Below are 17,587 nucleotides of genomic sequence, written 5' to 3'. Positions count from 1 at the left end.
CCTCAGGGCGCGGCGAGGGCCTCCGTCGGCGACAGGCGCGCGGCCCGCAGCGCCGGGTAGAGGCCGGCCAGGCCGCCGACCAGCAGCGTGGCCGCGACCGCGCCCGCGGTGGCCCACGGCGGCACGACCGCCGGCCAGCGTTGGTAGGCGGCGTACCCGGCGGTGACGGCGACGCCGAGCAGCACGCCGCCGCAGCCGCCGAGCGCCGACAGCAGCAGCGACTCGGCGAGGAACTGCAGCCGGATGTGGCCGCGGGTGGCGCCGAGGGCCCGGCGCAGGCCGATCTCCGACCGGCGCTCCAGCACCGAGATCACCATCGTGTTCGCCACCCCGACCCCGCCGACCAGCAGCGCCACCGCGCCCAGGCCGAGCAGCAGGGCGTTGAGGGTCTCATCGGCGGCGCGGCGGGCGGCCAGCACGTCGGACGGCTTGGAGACCGCGACGGTGCCCGGCGCCCGCGGGTTGGCGGTGGCGGCCAGGACGGCGCGGACGGCCTCGACCCGGCTCTCCTCGCTGCGGGTGTACACCGTGGTCGCGTGCCCGTCGAAGCCCAGTGCCCCGGTGGCGATGTCCCAGCCGACCAGGACGGCGGTGTCCAGCTCGGGGGCGAGCGCGACCGGCGCGAGGACGCCGATCACCGTGAACCGCCCGGCGCCGACGAGGATCTCGGTCTGCGGGCCGGGCCGGCCGACGCCGAGCCGGTCGGCCGCGGTCGCGCCGAGCACGGCCGCCGGATAGCGGCCGGTGGCCGCGTTCAGCCAGGTGCCGGCGCGGACGGTGGCGCCGACCGTCCGCGGCAGGCCCAGCCGGGCGGCCAGCACGACCAGGCCGTTGGTCTCGGCCTTCGGGATGCGGTCGGAGCGGTACACGTGGGCGCCGTCGACCGCGCCGGTGGCCGCGACGGCCGTGACCGGGCCGATCCGGCCGATCATCGGCTCGGCCTCGGCCGGCAGGCTCGCCCGCTGCCCGTCGATGGTGTGGCCGGGCGCGACGGTGAGCAGGTTGGTGCCGAGGGCGGCCAGGCGCTGGTCGAGCTGCTCCTGCGAGGACGACGAGATGCCGACCACGGCGACCATCGCGGCGATGCCGATGGCGATGCCGAGCGCGGAGAGCAGCGCCCGGGCCGGGCGGGCCTGCAGCCCGGCGCTGCCGGCCCGCAGGAGGTCACCGGGCGCCAGGCGGGACGGCGACGGGCGCGTCACGCCGGCATCCCCACCGTCAGGCCCTCGCGCACCCCGTCGCCGCTGATCTCGACCCGGCCGCCGGCGAACAGCCCGGTCTGCACCCGGACGTAGTGCGTGCCGGCGCCGTCGACGACCTCGATCCCGTACCCGCCCTCGGCGAGGGCGAGCAGCGCGGCGACCGGCACGGTGAGCACGTTCTCGCGCCGGTCCGCGGTGAACACGACGGTGACCACGGCGGCGTCGATGCCGTTCGCCGCCGCCGGGTCGGCCAGCGCCACGAGCGCCTCGATCCGGGTCCGCGGCGCCGCGGCGGCGCCCGGCGGCTGCTCGACGACGGTCGAGACGCGCTCGACCCGGCCCGGTACCGACCGCCCGTCGGGCAGCCGCACCCCGACGGCGACGCCGGTGCGGGCCAGCCGCTGGTCGGACACGTCCAGCAGGACGGTCACGCGACGGCCGGTCCCGGTGTACTGCAGGATCTCGTCGCCGCCGCCCGTGGTGCGGTTCACGCCCATGGTGACCGCGTCGATGCGGATCTCGCCCGGCGCGAACAGCACCCGGCCCAGCTCGACCGCCCCGGTCGGCGGCAGGCCCAGGTCGTGCTGCCAGCGCCGCACGGCGGTGGCGGTGCTCGCGGAGTACGTGGTGTCGACGGTGAAGCCCGCGTAGCCGAGGGCCGTGAGGTTCTCCTCGAGCTGCCGCACGTCCGGGCCGGTGACCCCGGGGGCCAGGGTCCGGTACGCCGTGATGTCGCCGTAGAGCAGGACGACGGGCGTGTCGTCGACCCGGTACACCGCCTGCCCGCGGGTGACGACGTCGCCGGCGAGCGGCACCTTCGTGACGATGCCGTCGATCCGGCCCGCGAGGGTCGTCCGGGCGCCGTAGCCGAGCTCTCCGGACTGCTCGTCGGTGTCGAGCATGGTCTGCCGGGTCACCTCGGCGGTCGCCGGGGGCCGGGCCGCGGGGCCCGGGCCGGGGCCGCCGCCGCGGAACCCGAACCCGCCCGCGGCCACGGCGGCCACGCCGGCCGTCAGCACGCCCAGGCCCCACAGCGCGGCCGTGGCGCCGCGCGGACGGCGGCTCACCGCGACGGGGCGGGCGACTGGCCGCCGTGGCGCATGCAGGCCGCCGCCGCCTCGTCGTACTGCGGATCGCGCAGCACCGACTCGGGGACGTTGTGCTCGAGGTTCGGCTCCGGGTCCGGGAACTCCTCCACGCCGTGGGCCCGCATGCAGCGCGCCTCCTCCCGCGCCGCGCCGACCTTCAGGGCCAGGTCGTCGGCGCTCGTCCCGACCTCGAAGGACTTGCATGCCTCGGTCGCCCGCGCCAGCACGTCGGCGTCGATCGCGCTCTTGTCGTAGCCGCCGCCGATGCGGACGCCGCCGGCCGCGTTGACCACCGGGTCGGCCTCCGGGACCCCGTGCTCCCGCATGCACCGCGCGTGCCGCAGGCCCTGCTCCTGGACGCTCAGCGACGCGGTCGCCGCCGGCGTCGCCCCACCGCCCGCGCTCGCCACGTCCTTGCCGTCGTCCGCCTTCGTGCACGCGGCCGCGGCGGCCAGCAGCAGTGGCAACAGGACGGCGATCCGCCCACCCCTCGTCATGCGCTCCAGTGCAGCGCAGCGGCCGCAACGGTACCGTTGCGGCGCCTGTAACGCTGGTGTAACCCCCGACCGCGCACAATGGCCGGGTTGTGGAGGGTGCGCCGTGCGAGTGCTACTCATCGAGGACGAGCCGCTGCTGGCCGAGCAGGTCGCCGACGGGCTGCGCGACCAGGGCATGGCGGTCGACGTCGCCGCCGACGGGCTGGACGGGCTGCACAAGGCGGTGACCAACCCGTACGACGTCGTCGTGCTGGACCGCGACCTGCCGCGGCTGCACGGCGACCAGGTGTGCACCGCGCTGGCGGCGGCCGACGGCACCGCGCGCGTCCTCATGCTCACCGCGGCCGGCGAGGCGGCGGACCGCGTCGCCGGGCTGACCCTCGGCGCCGACGACTACCTGCCCAAGCCGTTCGTCTTCGCCGAGCTGGTGCTGCGCATCCGGGCGCTGGCCAGGCGGGCCACCAACGCGCCGCGGGTGCTGCGCCGCGCCGGGCTCACCTTCGACACCGCCCGGCGCGCCGTCACCCGCGACGGCCGCACGGTCCCGCTGACCACCAAGGAGCTGGCGGTGCTGGAGATCCTGATGAGCGCCGACGGCGCCGTGGTCAGTTCGGAGGCGCTGCTGGACCGGGCCTGGGACGAGCACGCGGACCCGTTCACGGCCACCGTACGGGTCACCGTCGCCCGGCTGCGGCGCAAGCTCGGCGACCCGCCGCTCATCGAGACGGTCGTGGGATCGGGGTACCGGCTGTGAGACACCCGTCGATCCGGCTGCGCCTGACGGTGGTCTACGCGATCGTGCTCGTGGTCACCTCCGCGGCCCTGCTGGCGCTCAACTACTGGCTGCTGTACCACACGCTGTACAACAACATCCACGACCCGACGGCGGCCGAGCTGGCGCAGATGCGCCGCGCCGCGCCCGACGCCGGCTCCGGCTGGGACGAGAAGCTGCGCAGCGCCGACCTCGACGCGGCCCGGATCGCCGCCCTGCGCCGTCAGACCCTGCTCGGTACGGCCGGCGCGTCCGCGATCGGGCTGCTCGTCACCGCGGTCGCCGGCCTCGCGATCTCCTGGATCGTCGCCGGGCGCCTGCTGCGGCCGCTGCGCATGCTCACCGCGACGACGCGCCGGATCTCGCAGGACCGGCTGCACGAGCGGATCGCCCTCACCGGCCGCCAGGACGAGCTCAAGGAGCTGGCCGACACGTTCGACGAGATGGTCGGGCGGCTGGAGGCGGCCTTCGCCAGCCAGCGCCGGTTCGTCGCCGACGCCGCGCACGACCTGCGCACCCCGCTGGCGATCGTGCGCAGCGGGATGGAGGTGCAGCTGGCGAAGCGACGGAGCACGCCCGAGCAGTGGCGGGCGACGGCGGACCGGGTCCTCACCGCGACCGCCCGCGCCGAGCGGATGCTCGACGGCCTGCTCGCGCTGGCCCGCAGCGACAGCGGCGTCATCGCCACCGAACCGTACGACCTGGCCTCGGCGGCGGCCGCGGCGGTGAGCAGCGCCGACGAGGAGGCCGACCGGGCCGGGCTCGCCGTGACCTGCGACCTGCGCCCCGCTCCGGTCGCCGGTGACCCCGTGCTGCTGGACCGGCTGGTCGGCAACCTGGTCGACAACGCCGTCCGGCACAACCACGACGGCGGCTGGGTCGAGGTCGTCACCGGCCGGGGCGACAGGCGGGCTGTCGTCAGCGTCCGCAACAGCGGCCCGGAAATCCCGCCCGCCGCGATCGACCGGCTGTTCGAGCCGTTCCAGCGACTGGTCTCCGGCCGTGCCGCGGGCGCCTCGTCGACCGGCCTGGGCCTGGCGATCGTCCGCTCCATCGTGCACGCCCACGCCGGCACGATCACCGCGACCCCGAACGCGGACGGCGGCCTCACGGTCGCCGTCACGCTGCCGGTCTACGGGTACACGTAGGCGTCGAACCGCTGGTCGGGGATGTCCGGACAGGGGCAGTCCCACTGGATCGCCCGGGCTCCGGCGCGCGCTATCGCGGCCCTACCCCGCGCTATCGCTCCTCCGGGAATGATCTCGGCCCGGCCGTGGTTGTGCCCCTTGTCGGTGTGCTTGTGTCCCCGGGCCGCAACTACAAATGCCGTCGTGGACTACCGTTCGGCTGGAGCCACGTCGCGCCACTCGCCGCGAGGCGACCACACACCGGCACCTGGGAGACCCGGCGCCATGACGGCGCCGGGTTTCTGGGCCTGAGGTCCGCCTCGGCCAGGCGCGCCGACTGCACACTCCTCAGCCGCCCGGTGGGGCACCGGACGGCCCGGTCGGTGCCGTGGTGACGTAGCGGCCGGTCGGCTTCAGGTCCGTGCACAAGCGGCGGGGGAAGCTCGGCTCCGCGCGCAGCACGGCGTCGCAACCGCCGGTGGTCGTCTGGGCGACGACGGTCCAGCCGGCCGGCTCGTTGTGCAGGAAGTACCGTCGCACGGCCGTGTCGACCGTGCAGCCGGGGCGGGGCTCGGCGCCGCACGCCGCCGGGTCGTCGGGCACCGTCATGACGAGCCAGGTGCCGTCGCAGGCCTCGACGCTGCCCTGCGAGTGACGCGACACGTCCAGGCCGCGGACGGCCGCGCGCGTCCACACCGGGTCGCAGCGGTCCGCCGGCGGGTCACAACCCAGATCTTCCGAGCAGCGGGTGTACGCCCCGCCGCGCAGCGCCCACGCCTGCTCGTTGAGCGTCAGCGGGCGGCGGCCGATCGGCTCCTTCGCGGTGATCGTGACCCGGACGGGCGTGAAGGTGGGGCAGGCACCGAAGGTGGCCGACTCCGCGGAGTCCTGCACGATGCTGGCGAAGATGACGCCGTTCTCCTCCTGCTGGTTCGTCACCCGCACGTCGCGTGAGCAGCCCTCGCGGCCGGCGAGCGCCCTGACCTCGACGGTGACCGTGCTGTCGCCGGGGCCGGGGGTCACGCCGCTCACCTCGGCCTGGTACGTGGTCCAGGTGGCGGACGCGCTCGGGTCGGGCGGGGGCGTCGCCGGCCCGGGCGCGGCGCACGCACCGAGCAGGACCGGCACGAGGAGCAGGGCGATGTGGCGCATGTCCCCATTCTGCGGGATCAGCCGATGACGACCTGCCCCTCGGCGTCGACCGCGGCCGGGTACACGGTCAGGCTCGGCTGGCCCGTGGTCGAGCAGCCCGTCGTCAGGTCGAAGGCGTGCTGGTGCAGCGGGCAGACCACCTGCCGCAGGTCGGTCAGGCCGTCGGCGAGGGGGCCGCCGGCGTGCGGGCACACCGCCGAAACCGCGCGCACCGTCCCGTCACGCAGGCGGAAGACGGCGACGACCGCGCCGTCGACGTCGTAGGCGCGGCCCTCGCCCACCGGGATGTCGGTCAGCGGGCCGAGGACGGTCACGGCTGCGCCACCGACTGGAACTGGCCCGGCGTCGCGGCCGCGCGCCGTTCCAGCCACGGGTCGCGGTACGCCGCCACGGAAGCGGACATCGCTTCGTCGAGGCGGGCCGCCCAGCCCATCGCGTCCTCGACCACGACCGCGCGAATGTGGTCGATGCCCAGCCGCGGGACCCAGGAGTACGTGCGCTCCAGCCAGTTCGCGGACTCCCGGTAGTACTGGATGAAACGCCCGGTCAGCGTGAGCACCTCGGCGGCCGTGGACACGGTGGTGAGCAGGTCGCCCTTGCGCACGTGCGCGCCGGCCGCGCCGCCGACGTACAGCTCCCAGCGGCCGCCCTCGATGGCCACGACGCCGAGGTCTTTCACGTAGGCCTCGGCGCAGTTGCGCGGGCAGCCCGTGACCGCGAGCTTCAGCTTGCCCGGGGCCTCGATCCCCTGGTACCGCTCCTCGATCGCGATCCCGAGGGCGGTCGAGTCGCCCAGGCCGAAGCGGCAGAACTCGGCGCCGACGCAGGTCTTGACGGTGCGGAAGGACTTGCCGTACGCCCAGCCGGAGGGCATGTCGAGGTCCTCCCACATCGCCGGGAGGTCCTCCTTGCGCACACCCAGCAGGTCGATGCGCTGCCCGCCGGTGAGCTTCACCATCGGCACCTCGTACTTCTCCGCGACCTCGGCGATGCGCCGAAGCTGGGCCGGGGTGGTGACGCCGCCCTTGAGCTGCGGTACGACCGAGAAGGTGCCGTCGCGCTGGATGTTGGCGTGCACGCGGTCGTTGATGAACCGCGCGTCGCGCTCGTCGACGTAGTCGGCGCCCCACATCATGCGCAGCAGCGAGGCGAGCCCCATCTTGCTCTTGGCGTCCTCGGCCCCGCCGGGCGCGAGCGCCGCGAACACCGCCGACACCGAGCGCAGGCCCTGAGCCCGGATCGCCGTCATCAGGGCGTCCTTGTCCAGCGGTACCCCCGGCACGTACCACGACGCCGACGGGTCCTCGGCGACCGCGCCGCCCGCGGCCCACTCGACGATCTGCGCCACGAGGGACTTGCAGGAGCCGCAGCCCTTGCCGGCGCGGGTGGCCTCCATCGCCGCGCCCACGGTGGGGAACTTCGGCTCGGCCAGCATCTTCTTGGTGACGCCGTTGCAGTTGCAGACCTGCACGTCGTCGGCGAGCTCGGCCACGGCCGCGGCGTCGTCGGACGCGCCTGACATCCCGCTGCCGAACAGCAGCTCGGCGCGCTCGGGCGGCAGGGGCGAGCCCTCGTGGTACGCCTGCGTCAGGAAGGCGACGCGGCGCACGTCGCCGACGAGGGTGGCGCCGACGAGCCGGCCGTCGCGGATCACGACGCTCTTGTAGACGCCGCGGCCCGGCTCGGCGAAGACCAGCGTCTCGTCGTCGTCGCGCTCGCTCTCGCGCAGGCCCATCGAGGCCACGTCCACGCCGGCGACCTTGAGCTTGGTGGCGGTACGGGTGCCGTGGTACTCGGCGGACGGGTCGGCCCCGGTGATCTGGTCGGCGAGCACCCGGGCCTGCTCCCACAGCGGCGCGACGAGCCCGTAGGTCTCGCCGCGGTGCTGCACGCACTCGCCGACGGCGTAGATGTCGGGCTCGTCGAGGGCCTGCAGGTGGTCGTCGACGACGATGCCGCGCTCGACCACGAGCCCGCTGGCCGCGGCGAGCTCGGCGTCGGGGCGGATGCCGGCCGCGATGACCACGACGTCGCAGGGCAGGTCGCGGCCGTCGCGCAGCCGTACCCCGGTGACGGCGGTGCGCCCGAGGATCTCGGTGGTGCGGGCGCCGGTGATGACCTCGATGCCGAGCGCCTCGATGCTGCGCCGCAGGATCGCCCCGCCCTGCGCGTCGAGCTGGGCGTGCATGAGGTGGCCGCCGGAGTGCACGAGCGTCACGTGCGGCAGGTGCGCCTGCAGGCCGCGGGCGGCCTCGAGGCCGAGCAGCCCGCCGCCGATGACGACGGCCCGCTCGTGCTGGCGCGCGTAGCGGACCATGGCGCGGGTGTCGTCGAGCGTGCGGAACGCGAAGACGCCCTGGTGGTAGCCGCGGCTCGGATGGCGGATGCCGGGGATGGCGGGCATGTGGGCGCTGCTGCCGGTGGCGATGATGAGCTTGTCGTACGCGCGCTCGGTGCCGTCCTCGGCGTGCACGACCCGGGCGAAGCGGTCGATGCGGGTGACGCGGACGCCGGCGCGCAGCTCGATGCCGTTCTCGCGGTACCACTCCAGGTCGTTCAGGAAGATGCCGGACTCGTCCTCGGCGCCGCTGAGCACGTTGGACAGCAGGATGCGGTTGTAGTTGCCGTACGGCTCCGCCCCGAACATCGTGATGTCGAACTGCTCAGCGCCGCCGCGCTTGAGGATCTCCTCGACGGCCCGCGCGCCGGCCATCCCGTTGCCGACCACGACCAGCCTCGCCTTGGTCATGCGATCTCCACCAGCCCGAGGTCGACGACGACGGTCGCGCAGACCCCGGCGGGCGCGGCGGCGTGCAGCTCGATGCTCGTGCCGGGCTCGAGGTCCTCCACGACCCGCAGGGCCACGTGGGTGCCGTCCTTCGCGCCGACCGGGAAGTACCGCATCGGCCGCCCGTCCCGCACGAGCACGAGGCACACGAGCTCGGCGGCGGCGTTGCCGGCGCGAAGGTACACCGGCTGCATGGTGACCCCGTCGGGCACCACGTAACTGAGCGCCGCGTCGAGCAGTGCCGGCGCGTCCAGTCCCTTGCCCTCGAAGCGGTAGACGCCTTGCAGGAAACGTGGAGTGCTGCGCATGCCGCCATGGTGGCCACGCGGTGTTGCCAGGCCGTCGCCCGCTTGTTACCGCCGCCTGCCCGGTCTGCTCACAACGGCGGATCCGCCGTGGAGAGGCCCGCCGGGTGTGCTGTGCTGGTGGAGTGCGGGATCGTCGGGTGGGTCGGCCTCGACCGTGAGGTTCGCGCGCACCGGCCGACGCTGCGCGCCATGACGGCCACCATGGCGCTGCGCGGGCCGGACGAGCTGTTCGGCGGCTACCCCTGGTGCCACGACCCGCGGGCCCGCGACGCCGGTCACGTAGTCGCCGCGGCGCACGGCGACGATGCCGGCCGTCATCGAGAGGCCGATGTCGGTGCTGCTGGTCATGCGCAGCCCGACCGCCTCCTCCCCCAGGCCGTCCACGGTCGGGGTCGCGGCCAGGGCGCCGAGGAGCAGCAGCGCCGCTCCCTTCGTACGATTCACCGCTCGTCTCCCTCCGGTCGGAGCCTTCCACGACCGACGTTACGGACCAAAACGGGCAAATGCCTGGGAAACGGGAAACGATAGAGTGTTGACCATGAGTGTGCGGTCCTTCATCGCAGCGGCCGAGCGAGACGTCGACGCGCTGCACAGCCTGGTGTTCCGGCGCGGCGGCGATGTGGTGGCCGAGGGCGCCTGGCACCCGTACACGCTGGACCGCCCCCACCGCCTGTTCTCCCTCAGCAAGAGCTTCACGAGCACCGCGGCCGGGTTCGCGGTCGCCGAGGGCCTGCTGTCGGTCGACGACCCCGTGGCCGCGCACTGCGACGGCCGGGGCGACCCGCGCCTGCTCGTGCGGCACCTGCTGGCGATGACGACCGGGCACGTGATCGAGCCCCAGCTCTCCGGCCGGGACTGGCTCACGTCGTTCCTCGACACGCCGGTCGAGAAGGAACCCGGCACGCACTGGCTGTACAACACCCCCGCCACCTACGCCCTGGGCGCCATCGTGCAGCGGCTCACCGGGCAGCGGCTGGTCGACTACCTGCGGCCGCGGCTGTTCGACCCGCTGGGCTTCGGGCCCGTCACGTGGGAGCAGTGCCCCGAGGGCCGCGACGTCGCCGGCTGGGGCATGTTCGCACGGACGCACGAGATCGCGCGGTTCGGCCAGCTGTACCTGCACGACCCCGACGGCATCCTGCCGCCCGGCTGGGCCGCCGAGGCGACCCGCACGCAGGCCGACAACGACGACGGCGGCGGCGACCTGCCGGACTGGAACCAGGGCTACGGGTTCCAGTTCTGGCGCTGCCGGCACAACGCGTTCCGCGGCGACGGCGCCTTCGGGCAGTTCTGCGTCGTGATCCCCGATCGGGACGCGGTGCTGGCGATGACCGCGGGCACCACCGACATGCAGCGCGTGCTCGACCTGGCCTGGGAGCACCTCCTCGACGACCTGGCGCCGGACCCGGACGCGACCGCGAACCTGGTGCTGCCGGCCGTCCCCGGTGGACCGTCGACCGTGGAGGGACGGTTCGTCGTCGCCGTGCCGCGCCAGGCCCACCCGGACGACTGGCGGCCCAGCCACGAGCGGGTGCCGACGATCCGCGCGGTGACGCTCGCCCCCGGCCGGGTCGTGTTCGAGGACGCGGCCGGCACCCAGGAGCACCCGTACGCGCCCGGCGCCTGGGTGCCCAACGGCGCCACCGCCGCGACCGGCGCCTGGGAGGGCAACGTCCTCACGCTGCGGGTGGCCTATGTGGACGGACCGTTCATCCGGACGTACCGCTGCGAAGCCGACGGCGACGAGCTCGTCATCCACCCGGGCGACAACGTCTCCTTCGGCCCGACCGGCTATCCGGCGGTGCGCGCCACCCGGGCCTGAGCGGTCACGCCCGGCTGTAGCGGTGCTTGACCCCGGGCGGGAACCACTCGGGGTCGCCCGGCGCGCGCAGCTCCACGACCGGCGTCTGGTACGTCGGCGGCACGTAGTTCGCGAACTCGCTGTTGAGCCGCAGCAGCGCCTGCCGGATCGCCGCCGCCACGAGCGCGGTGTCGGGCGCGGGCCGGTCCGGGGCGCGCTCCACGACGACGGCGAGGCGGCGCTCCTCGTCGGCCTCGGTGCGCACCTGCAGGACGAACTTGCCCGTCACGTCGTCGGCGATGTCGGGGTGCTCCAGGGCGACGGTGACGTTCTCGGGGTACACGTTGGCGCCGAAGTACGACACCGTGAACAGCGAGCGGCCGAAGACGTACACGAACGGCCGGTCGTCGCCGTCGCCCGGCTCGAACCCGTGCGCGCGGCAGAACGCGACCAGCTCCGCGTGCGCCAGCAGCCCGCCCTCGTCCGCGATGTGATACCGGATCAGCGGCACGCCGCCGTCGCCGGTGAACAGCAGGGTCCCCTCGTGCGTTTCGAAAAAGCGGGTCATGGGGTCGTACTGCACCAGCGTCGGCAGCCGCGAGTCGCCGAACAGCTCCCGGGCCAGCTCGGGCCGCCCGGCGAGGAACCGGCGCACGCGCACGCTCAGCGGCGTCTCGTTGCCGAGCACGCCGGCGTCGGCGGTGCCGTACAGCGACGCCGAGCCGCGGTCCGGCTCGCCCATCCCGGCCCGGCGCCCCAGGAGGTCCCGCCACTCCTCGGAGAACACCTCGCCGGCCAGCAGCATCCGCACCCCGAACGCGGGCCAGTCCACGCCCCGGCGCACACCCTCGTCGACGACGTTCTTCACGAACGGCGGATATCCGGCCAGCACCGTCCGCTCGTACCGCGGCGCCAGCTCGGCCACCACACGCAGGATCTCCTCGACGCTGTTGCCGGGCGTGGCCACGGTGACCGGGTACCCCTTGGCCGCGAGGTGCCGGCACGCGGCCGCGGTGTACATCCCGCCGACCCAGCTGCCGAGCGCGAAACACACCACGACGAGGGTGCTCGACGCGCCGGACCCGAACCCGTTGACCAGCGCGTCCTCGAACCGCCGGACCACGGCGAGCTCGTCGACGACCGAGCGCGGCCACACCGTGGGCTGCCCGGACGACCCGGACGACACCGCGACGGTGTCGTTGACGTCGAGCCGCCCGCCCCGGCAGCGCTCGGGCAGCGGGAACCTGCGCAGGTACGACTCCTTGGTGACCATCGGCAGCCGCGCGAAGTCGCCGGCCGTGCGCACCGCCGCCGGGTCGACGCCGTGCCCGGCGAGGAACGCCGCGTAGGCGGGCACGGCGGTCGCGACCTCGCGGAAGAGCTCGAGGGCCCGCTCGGCCGGATCGCCCCCGAGCGGCGCGGCCGGCGCCGCGTAGAACTCCGAGAGCCGCTCCAACGTCCGCGCCGCCCGCTCCTGCATGCCCAGGACGCTATCGCGGTACGGCTAGGATGAGGAACCTATGGCGCGCATTCTGGTCACCGGTTCGACTGACGGCATCGGGCTGGAGACGGCCCGCACCCTGCAGGGGCTCGGGCACGACGTGGTCTTCCACGCCCGCAGCGAGGAGCGCGCCGCGGCGCTCGGAGACAAGCCGGAGGTGCTCGTCGCCGACCTGGCCGACCTCGGGCAGACCCGCGAAATGGGCCGCACCGCCGGGGCCTTCGACGTGGTCATCCACAACGCGGGCATCGGCGGGCAGGACGAGCGCCGCGAGACCGGCGACGGCATCGAGCGGATCTTCCAGGTCAACGTGCTCGCGCCGTACGTGCTCACCGCGCTCATGCCACGCCCCCGGCGCATCGTGTACCTCACCAGCGGCCTCGAGTCCGTCGGCGTCGCCGACCTCGCCGACCTGCAGTACGAGCGCAAGCCCTGGCACGGGATGCAGGCGTACAGCGACTCCAAGCTGCACGACGTGGCGCTCGCGTTCGCGGTCGCACGGCGCTGGCCCGAGGTGTACAGCAACGCCGTCGACCCCGGCTGGATCCGCACGAAGCTCGGCGGCCCCAACGCGACCGACAACCTGCCGGAGGGGGCCGAGACGCAGGTGTGGCTGGCCACCGGGGCCGGCGACGCGCTCGTCACCGGCCGGTACTTCAAGCGCCGCCAGGACCTGCGGCCCAACGCCGCCGCGCGGGACGTGCGCTACCAGGACGGGCTGCTCGCGGCGTGCGCGGCGCTGTCCGGGGTGCGGCTGCCGTGAGGTACGCGATCGGCCTGCCGACCGTCGGACCGTTCGGCGACGTGCGGGCGCTGCTCGACCTGGCCGTCGCCGCCGAGCGGCACGGGTGGGACGGGGTGCACCTGTGGGACCACGTGCTGTACCACGAGCCCGGCTGGCCGGTCACCAGCCCGACCGTCGCCGCCGCCGCGATCGCCGCGGCCACGACCCGCGTCCGGATCCTCCTCACCGTCGCCGTCCCGCGCCGCCAGGTGCAGGAGGTCGCCCAGGACACCGCGGCGATCGACGCGCTGTCCGGCCGCCGGCTGACGCTCGTGGCCACGCTGGGCTCGATGGACCGCGAGTACACCGAGTTCGGCCTCGACCCCGGCCTGCGCGCCCGCGGCCGGGAGATGGACCTGCGCCTCGACCGGCTGCAGGACCTGTGGCGCTCCGCGGGCGCCCCGCCGGTCCCGATCTGGTGCGGCGCCTTCTGGCCGCGCACCGCCGGGCTGCGCCGGGCCGCCCGGTTCGACGGGGCCATGCCGATCTTCGAGGACCAGCGCTCGGCACCGGTACCGGTGGCCGGCGTCGAGGGCTGCGCGGCGTTCGTGCCCGGGAAGGACCTGGCCCTGGAGGGGTTCACGGACGGGCCCGCGGACGCGGACCGGCTCGCGCCCTACGCCACGGCCGGGGTCACCTGGTGGATCGAGGCCCTCGGCTGGTGGCGCGGCGACCTCTCCGCCGCCGCGACCCGGGTCGCGGCCGGCCCGCCGCGTCGGTAGCACCTGACCGCGACGGGTCCGCGAACCCGAGCCGGAACGCGCTCCACCGCCGGGCCGGACGACCGACCCGGACGACCGCTTGCCCCGCGACGCGGGCGACCCGGAGACTGGCGGGTGCCATGGACACCTTTCACATCGTCACAATCGGGCCGCCGGAGTCGGGCAAGACGGTGTACCTCGCCGCGATGAACCACGCGCTGGGCAACCAGGCCGCGCTGGGCCGGCACCTGTCCGCCGTCATCGAGGACCCGGCCCCGCGGTCCGCACTGCGGCGGCTGTACCAGCGCATCTGCGACCCGTCCGAGCGCGCCTGGCCGCCGAGCACGCTCGCGTTCGACCCGATGCGGGAGTACGCGTTCCGCGTCTCGGTCACGTGGACGCGCCGCCTGCTCGGGCAGCGCACCCGCCTGTACAACTACACCGTCTTCAACGTCTCGTACGTCGACTACGCCGGCGAGTGGGTGTCCGACAGCGACGAGCACGCCGCCGAGCTCGTCGGGGCCCTGGCCGCGCGGGCCGAGCAGGCGCACGCGCTCGTCGGGGTCATCGACGGGCTGCGGCTGCTGCAGTACATGGAGGGCAACCCGGCCGCCGAGTCGTTCCTGACCACACAGGTGCGCCCGGTGGTCGAATTCATGGAGGGGCGCAGCGCGCCGGTGCACTTCGTGATCACCAAGTGGGACCTGTTCGCCGGGCGGTACACCCTCGCCGACGTGCGGGCGCGGCTCCTCGGCGTGCGAGCGTCCGGGTTCGAGCGGCTGATCGGGGCGCGGACGGCCGAGGGCGGCGGGCGCCGTTCGGCGGTCGGCACCGTCCGGCTCATCCCGGTCAGCTCGGTCGGCGGCCTGGCCGTGCTCAAGGACGACTGGACCGTGGAGAAGGCGACGGGCGGCGAGCCGGAGCCGGTCAACGTGATCATCCCGTTCGTCGCGGCCGTCAACGACATCGCCGCGCACGCGGCCGAGCAGCTGCGCGCCGCCCGGCCCGACCCCACGGGGAACGACCGGCTCGGCGACGGCGTGCAGAAGGCCGGGGCCTCGCTGCGCGAACGGCTGGCCGCGGCCGACGCGCCGGACCTGCGGATCGGCCTCACCGGCATCGCGATCAACCTGCGCACGATCGTGACGTTCATGGCCACCGGCGGCAAGGAGGCGGTCAAGATCCTCGGCACCCCGGCCGCGCGCACGTACCGCTCGGTGCACCGCCAGGCCCAGCGCGTCCGGGCCCGCGACATCCGGGGCGTGACCAGCCCGGAGAGCGCCCTGTACTACATCGCGCGGGAGCTGCGCCGGCACCTCGACGCGTTCGAGGCGCGCGAACCGGCCTCGATGTTGTCGGCGCCCGGCTCCGTGCCACACTGACGCCGTGGAGGCGTGGCCGTTCCTGGTCGGCCGGGGGCGCACGACGACCTCCCGGACGATCGTCGCGCCCGCCTTCCTGGTCCCCGACGGCCGCTACCGCGACCTGGTCCCCCGCCCCGACGACGCCGCCGAGACACCGGGCGGGCTGCTGCGCCGGCCGTACGGCGCCACGCACACGATGTTCTTCCGCACCGTCGCGGCGACCGACGACGCCGGCGCCGCGCTGCTGGACCGGGTGAACCGGCCGATCACCCTGGCCGTCGGGGTGCTCGTCGACGGCGAGCGGCCCGACGTGGACCCGGACACGTTCGCCGCGGGCGAGCGGGCGGCGCTGACCGTGTACCGGCGATTCCTGCTCGACGGGGAACGCCACGACCTGCCCATCGCCGCGCACGCCCTGGGTACCGGGGCCCCGGCCCCCGCCGTGGACTCCGGGCCGGCCGCCGGGCCGCCGGCCGTCGTGCCGCCGAGGCCGGTCGGCGAACCCGGGCCCGGCCCGGGGACCGATTCCGACTCCGGTTCCGGGCCCGGACGACGGCCGGGCTGCTCGCTGTGGCCCGTGTTCATCGTGCTCGGGGTCGCCGTTCTCGTGCTGCTCGCCGGGGTGTTGCTCGTCGCCCTCGGCTGACCGGCCCCGGGCCGCCTACGTGGTGAGCGCGCTCGCCGCCGTCATCCCGAAGTTCTGAGGCCCGGGCGGATCAGGCCGGTCTCGTAGGCCAGGATCACGGCGTGGACGCGGTCGCGCAGCTCCAGCTTGGCCAGGATCCGCTTCACGTGGGTCTTGACCGTGGACTCCTCGATGACCAGGGCCGCGGCGATGTCCCCGTTGGACAGTCCCTGGGCGATCAGGGTCAGCACGTCGCGCTCGCGCGGCGTGAGCTGCTGCAGGCGCCGGGCCACGCGGGGGTCGGGCTCGGCCGCGCCGGTCAGGTGGGCCACGACGGCGCGGGTCACCTGCGGCGCGAGCAGGCTGTCGCCGCCGGCGACGGTGTGGATGCCGGCGATGAGCTGCTCGGGCTGGATGCGCTTGAGCACGAACCCGGCCGCGCCCGCGCGCAGGGCGCCGAGCACGTAGTCGTCGTCCTCGAACGTGGTGAGGATGAGGATGCGCACGGCCGGCGCGGCGGCGGCGATGCGGCGGGTCGCCTCGATGCCGTCGAGCACCGGCATCCGGATGTCCATGAGCACCACGTCCGGGCGCAGCGCCACCGCGCGCTCGACCGCCTCCGCGCCGTTGGCGGCCTCGGCCACGATCTGCAGCGACTCGTCCACGGACAGCACCGCGCACAGCCCGGCCCGCATGAGGTGGTCGTCGTCGACGACGAGCACGCGCAGCGGGGCGGTCATCGGTGCGGGAGGACGGCCGAGAGCCGGAACTGACCGTCGGCGCCGGCCGCGTGCAGGGTGCCGCCGAGCAGCGTGGCGCGCTCGCGCATGCCGACGATGCCGTGGCCGCCGGGGCCCTCGCCGCGCGGCGCCCGGGCCGGGGCCGGGTTTGTCACGTCGATCTCCAGCCGGTCCGGCGCCGAGCGGACCGCGACCGCCGCGGTGCCCGCCCCGTGCCGGGCCGCGTTGGTCAGGGCCTCCTGCAGGATTCGGTACGCCGCCCAGGCGACGCTGCGCGGCAGCGGCGGGACGGGCTCGGGCAGGTCGGCGTCGATGCGCAGGCCGCCGGCGCGGTGCCGGTCGATCAGCTCGTGCAGCGCGCCCGGCTCGGCGGGCACGTCCTGCCGGTCGTCGCGCAGGGCCCGCACCAGCCGGTCGATGTCGGCGATGGTCTCGCGGGCGACGGACTCGACGGTGCCGAGGGCCTCGCGGGCCCGCCGCGGATCGCGGTCCTGCAGCAGGCGGGCCGCCCCGGCCTGGACCAGGATCACGTTTATCGCGTGGCCGGCCGAGTCGTGCAGCTCGCGGGCGATGCGGGTGCGCTCGTCGGCGGCGGCGAGCCGGCGTTCGCGCTCGGCGTCGGCGCGGACCTGGGCCAGCCGCAGGTCGCGCAGCCGGCTGCGGTCCCCGGCGACCCAGAGCCCGGCGAAGGTGGCCGCCCACGCGAGCAGCTCGGTGGAGATGTCCCAGACCCGCACGCCGATGGACGCGTAGGCGAGGGCGACGGCCGGGACGAACGCGTTGACGCCGGCGAGCGCGAGCCAGCGCGGCCCGGGGCGGGCGCCGCTGTAGGCGAGGGCCACCGAGTAGGCGGCCGCGCACGTGGCCACCGGCGCGTCGAGCGGGTAGCCGAGGCGCAGCAGCGCGACGCTCCCGAGGGCGCTGACCGCGTAGGCGGCGCCGGGAGCCCGGTGGCGCACCGCGAGCGGGGCGGCGGCGACCACGGCGAGGACGACCCCGAGCGCGTCGAGGTGGCGGGACTGCGGGTCGGGGGTGCCGAAGCCGCCGGCCGCGAGGACGGCCAGCGTCGCCGCCAGCGCCCCGGCGGCGAGCAGGCCGCCGGCCACCGTCCGCCGCGCTCCGGGATGGGCCATGAGC

The 17,587-nt window shown here is 75.0% G+C and carries 18 protein-coding genes; 7 read left to right on the top strand and 11 right to left on the bottom strand.

All coding sequences use genetic code 11. The features are described from left to right. Positions 1-2: 2 nt before the first annotated feature. From AB0B76_RS51345 to AB0B76_RS51335, 3 genes are read right to left on the bottom strand one after another with little or no spacing between them, the layout of a single operon-like run. Positions 3-1,202, bottom strand: coding sequence for an ABC transporter permease (locus AB0B76_RS51345; protein WP_360391247.1), 1,200 nt, complete (start codon positions 1,200-1,202; stop codon positions 3-5). Next, positions 1,199-2,269 carry a peptidoglycan-binding domain-containing protein gene (locus tag AB0B76_RS51340; protein WP_360391244.1) on the bottom strand — a complete coding sequence of 357 codons (1,071 nt, stop codon included), beginning with the start codon at positions 2,267-2,269 and terminating at the stop codon, positions 1,199-1,201. The genes AB0B76_RS51345 and AB0B76_RS51340 overlap by 4 nt, the downstream gene beginning before the upstream one ends. Beyond that, complete coding sequence (locus tag AB0B76_RS51335) at positions 2,266-2,787, bottom strand: hypothetical protein (RefSeq protein WP_360391241.1); 522 nt, start codon at positions 2,785-2,787, stop codon at positions 2,266-2,268. Before AB0B76_RS51335 ends, AB0B76_RS51340 begins: the two co-directional genes overlap by 4 nt. A 103-nt stretch (positions 2,788-2,890) precedes the next feature. On the opposite strand from AB0B76_RS51335, the gene AB0B76_RS51330 reads away from it, so the two are divergent. Both AB0B76_RS51330 and AB0B76_RS51325 read left to right on the top strand, forming a co-directional pair. Beyond that, a complete protein-coding gene (locus AB0B76_RS51330; RefSeq protein WP_360391238.1) occupies positions 2,891-3,541 on the top strand; it encodes a response regulator transcription factor in 651 nt (216 codons plus the stop codon). Beyond that, entirely contained in the window at positions 3,538-4,707 is a 1,170-nt protein-coding gene (locus AB0B76_RS51325; RefSeq protein WP_360391235.1) for a HAMP domain-containing sensor histidine kinase, read from the top strand. The genes AB0B76_RS51330 and AB0B76_RS51325 overlap by 4 nt, the downstream gene beginning before the upstream one ends. A gap of 327 nt (positions 4,708-5,034) precedes the next feature. Here the strand turns inward: AB0B76_RS51325 and AB0B76_RS51320 are convergent, their stop codons facing one another. The 5 genes from AB0B76_RS51320 to AB0B76_RS51300 are packed head-to-tail and all read right to left on the bottom strand — an operon-like array spanning position 5,035 to position 9,378. Beyond that, positions 5,035-5,838: a hypothetical protein gene (locus AB0B76_RS51320; protein WP_360391232.1), complete on the bottom strand. Its 804-nt coding sequence runs from the start codon at positions 5,836-5,838 to the stop codon at positions 5,035-5,037. Positions 5,839-5,855: 17 nt separating this feature from the next. Then, positions 5,856-6,152, bottom strand: a complete 297-nt coding sequence (locus tag AB0B76_RS51315) for a Rieske (2Fe-2S) protein (RefSeq protein WP_360391229.1) — start codon at positions 6,150-6,152, stop codon at positions 5,856-5,858. Continuing rightward, on the bottom strand, positions 6,149-8,587 hold the full coding sequence (gene nirB, locus AB0B76_RS51310; RefSeq protein WP_360391226.1) for a nitrite reductase large subunit NirB: 2,439 nt from the start codon (positions 8,585-8,587) through the stop codon (positions 6,149-6,151). Before nirB ends, AB0B76_RS51315 begins: the two co-directional genes overlap by 4 nt. Next, positions 8,584-8,934 carry a molybdopterin oxidoreductase gene (locus AB0B76_RS51305; RefSeq protein WP_360391223.1) on the bottom strand — a complete coding sequence of 117 codons (351 nt, stop codon included), beginning with the start codon at positions 8,932-8,934 and terminating at the stop codon, positions 8,584-8,586. Before AB0B76_RS51305 ends, nirB begins: the two co-directional genes overlap by 4 nt. 45 nt (positions 8,935-8,979) lie before the next feature. Next, positions 8,980-9,378 carry a hypothetical protein gene (locus tag AB0B76_RS51300; protein WP_360391220.1) on the bottom strand — a complete coding sequence of 133 codons (399 nt, stop codon included), beginning with the start codon at positions 9,376-9,378 and terminating at the stop codon, positions 8,980-8,982. 94 nt (positions 9,379-9,472) lie between these two features. Here AB0B76_RS51300 and AB0B76_RS51295 point away from each other — a divergent pair, with 94 nt between their 5' ends. Beyond that, entirely contained in the window at positions 9,473-10,756 is a 1,284-nt protein-coding gene (locus tag AB0B76_RS51295) for a serine hydrolase domain-containing protein (protein ID WP_360391217.1), read from the top strand. A gap of 4 nt (positions 10,757-10,760) precedes the next feature. Here the strand turns inward: AB0B76_RS51295 and AB0B76_RS51290 are convergent, their stop codons facing one another. Beyond that, positions 10,761-12,215: a phenylacetate--CoA ligase family protein gene (locus tag AB0B76_RS51290; protein WP_360391214.1), complete on the bottom strand. Its 1,455-nt coding sequence runs from the start codon at positions 12,213-12,215 to the stop codon at positions 10,761-10,763. A gap of 40 nt (positions 12,216-12,255) precedes the next feature. On the opposite strand from AB0B76_RS51290, the gene AB0B76_RS51285 reads away from it, so the two are divergent. From AB0B76_RS51285 to AB0B76_RS51270, 4 genes are all read left to right on the top strand, one after another. Continuing rightward, a complete protein-coding gene (locus AB0B76_RS51285) occupies positions 12,256-12,999 on the top strand; it encodes an SDR family NAD(P)-dependent oxidoreductase (RefSeq protein ID WP_360391211.1) in 744 nt (247 codons plus the stop codon). Continuing rightward, positions 12,996-13,742: an LLM class flavin-dependent oxidoreductase gene (locus tag AB0B76_RS51280; RefSeq protein ID WP_360391208.1), complete on the top strand. Its 747-nt coding sequence runs from the start codon at positions 12,996-12,998 to the stop codon at positions 13,740-13,742. Before AB0B76_RS51285 ends, AB0B76_RS51280 begins: the two co-directional genes overlap by 4 nt. Positions 13,743-13,861: 119 nt before the next feature. Then, a complete protein-coding gene (locus tag AB0B76_RS51275; RefSeq protein WP_360391205.1) occupies positions 13,862-15,103 on the top strand; it encodes a hypothetical protein in 1,242 nt (413 codons plus the stop codon). Positions 15,104-15,107: 4 nt separating this feature from the next. Next, positions 15,108-15,731, top strand: coding sequence for a hypothetical protein (locus AB0B76_RS51270; protein ID WP_360391202.1), 624 nt, complete (start codon positions 15,108-15,110; stop codon positions 15,729-15,731). A 41-nt stretch (positions 15,732-15,772) separates the two neighbouring features. Here the strand turns inward: AB0B76_RS51270 and AB0B76_RS51265 are convergent, their stop codons facing one another. After that, positions 15,773-16,450, bottom strand: coding sequence for a response regulator transcription factor (locus AB0B76_RS51265; RefSeq protein ID WP_360391199.1), 678 nt, complete (start codon positions 16,448-16,450; stop codon positions 15,773-15,775). After that, on the bottom strand, positions 16,447-17,583 hold the full coding sequence (locus tag AB0B76_RS51260) for a sensor histidine kinase (protein WP_360391196.1): 1,137 nt from the start codon (positions 17,581-17,583) through the stop codon (positions 16,447-16,449). The genes AB0B76_RS51265 and AB0B76_RS51260 overlap by 4 nt, the downstream gene beginning before the upstream one ends. Positions 17,584-17,587 lie beyond the last annotated feature (4 nt).

Source organism: Dactylosporangium sp. NPDC049140 (assembly GCF_040648435.1).
This window is presented reverse-complemented; position numbering and strand designations above follow the sequence as displayed.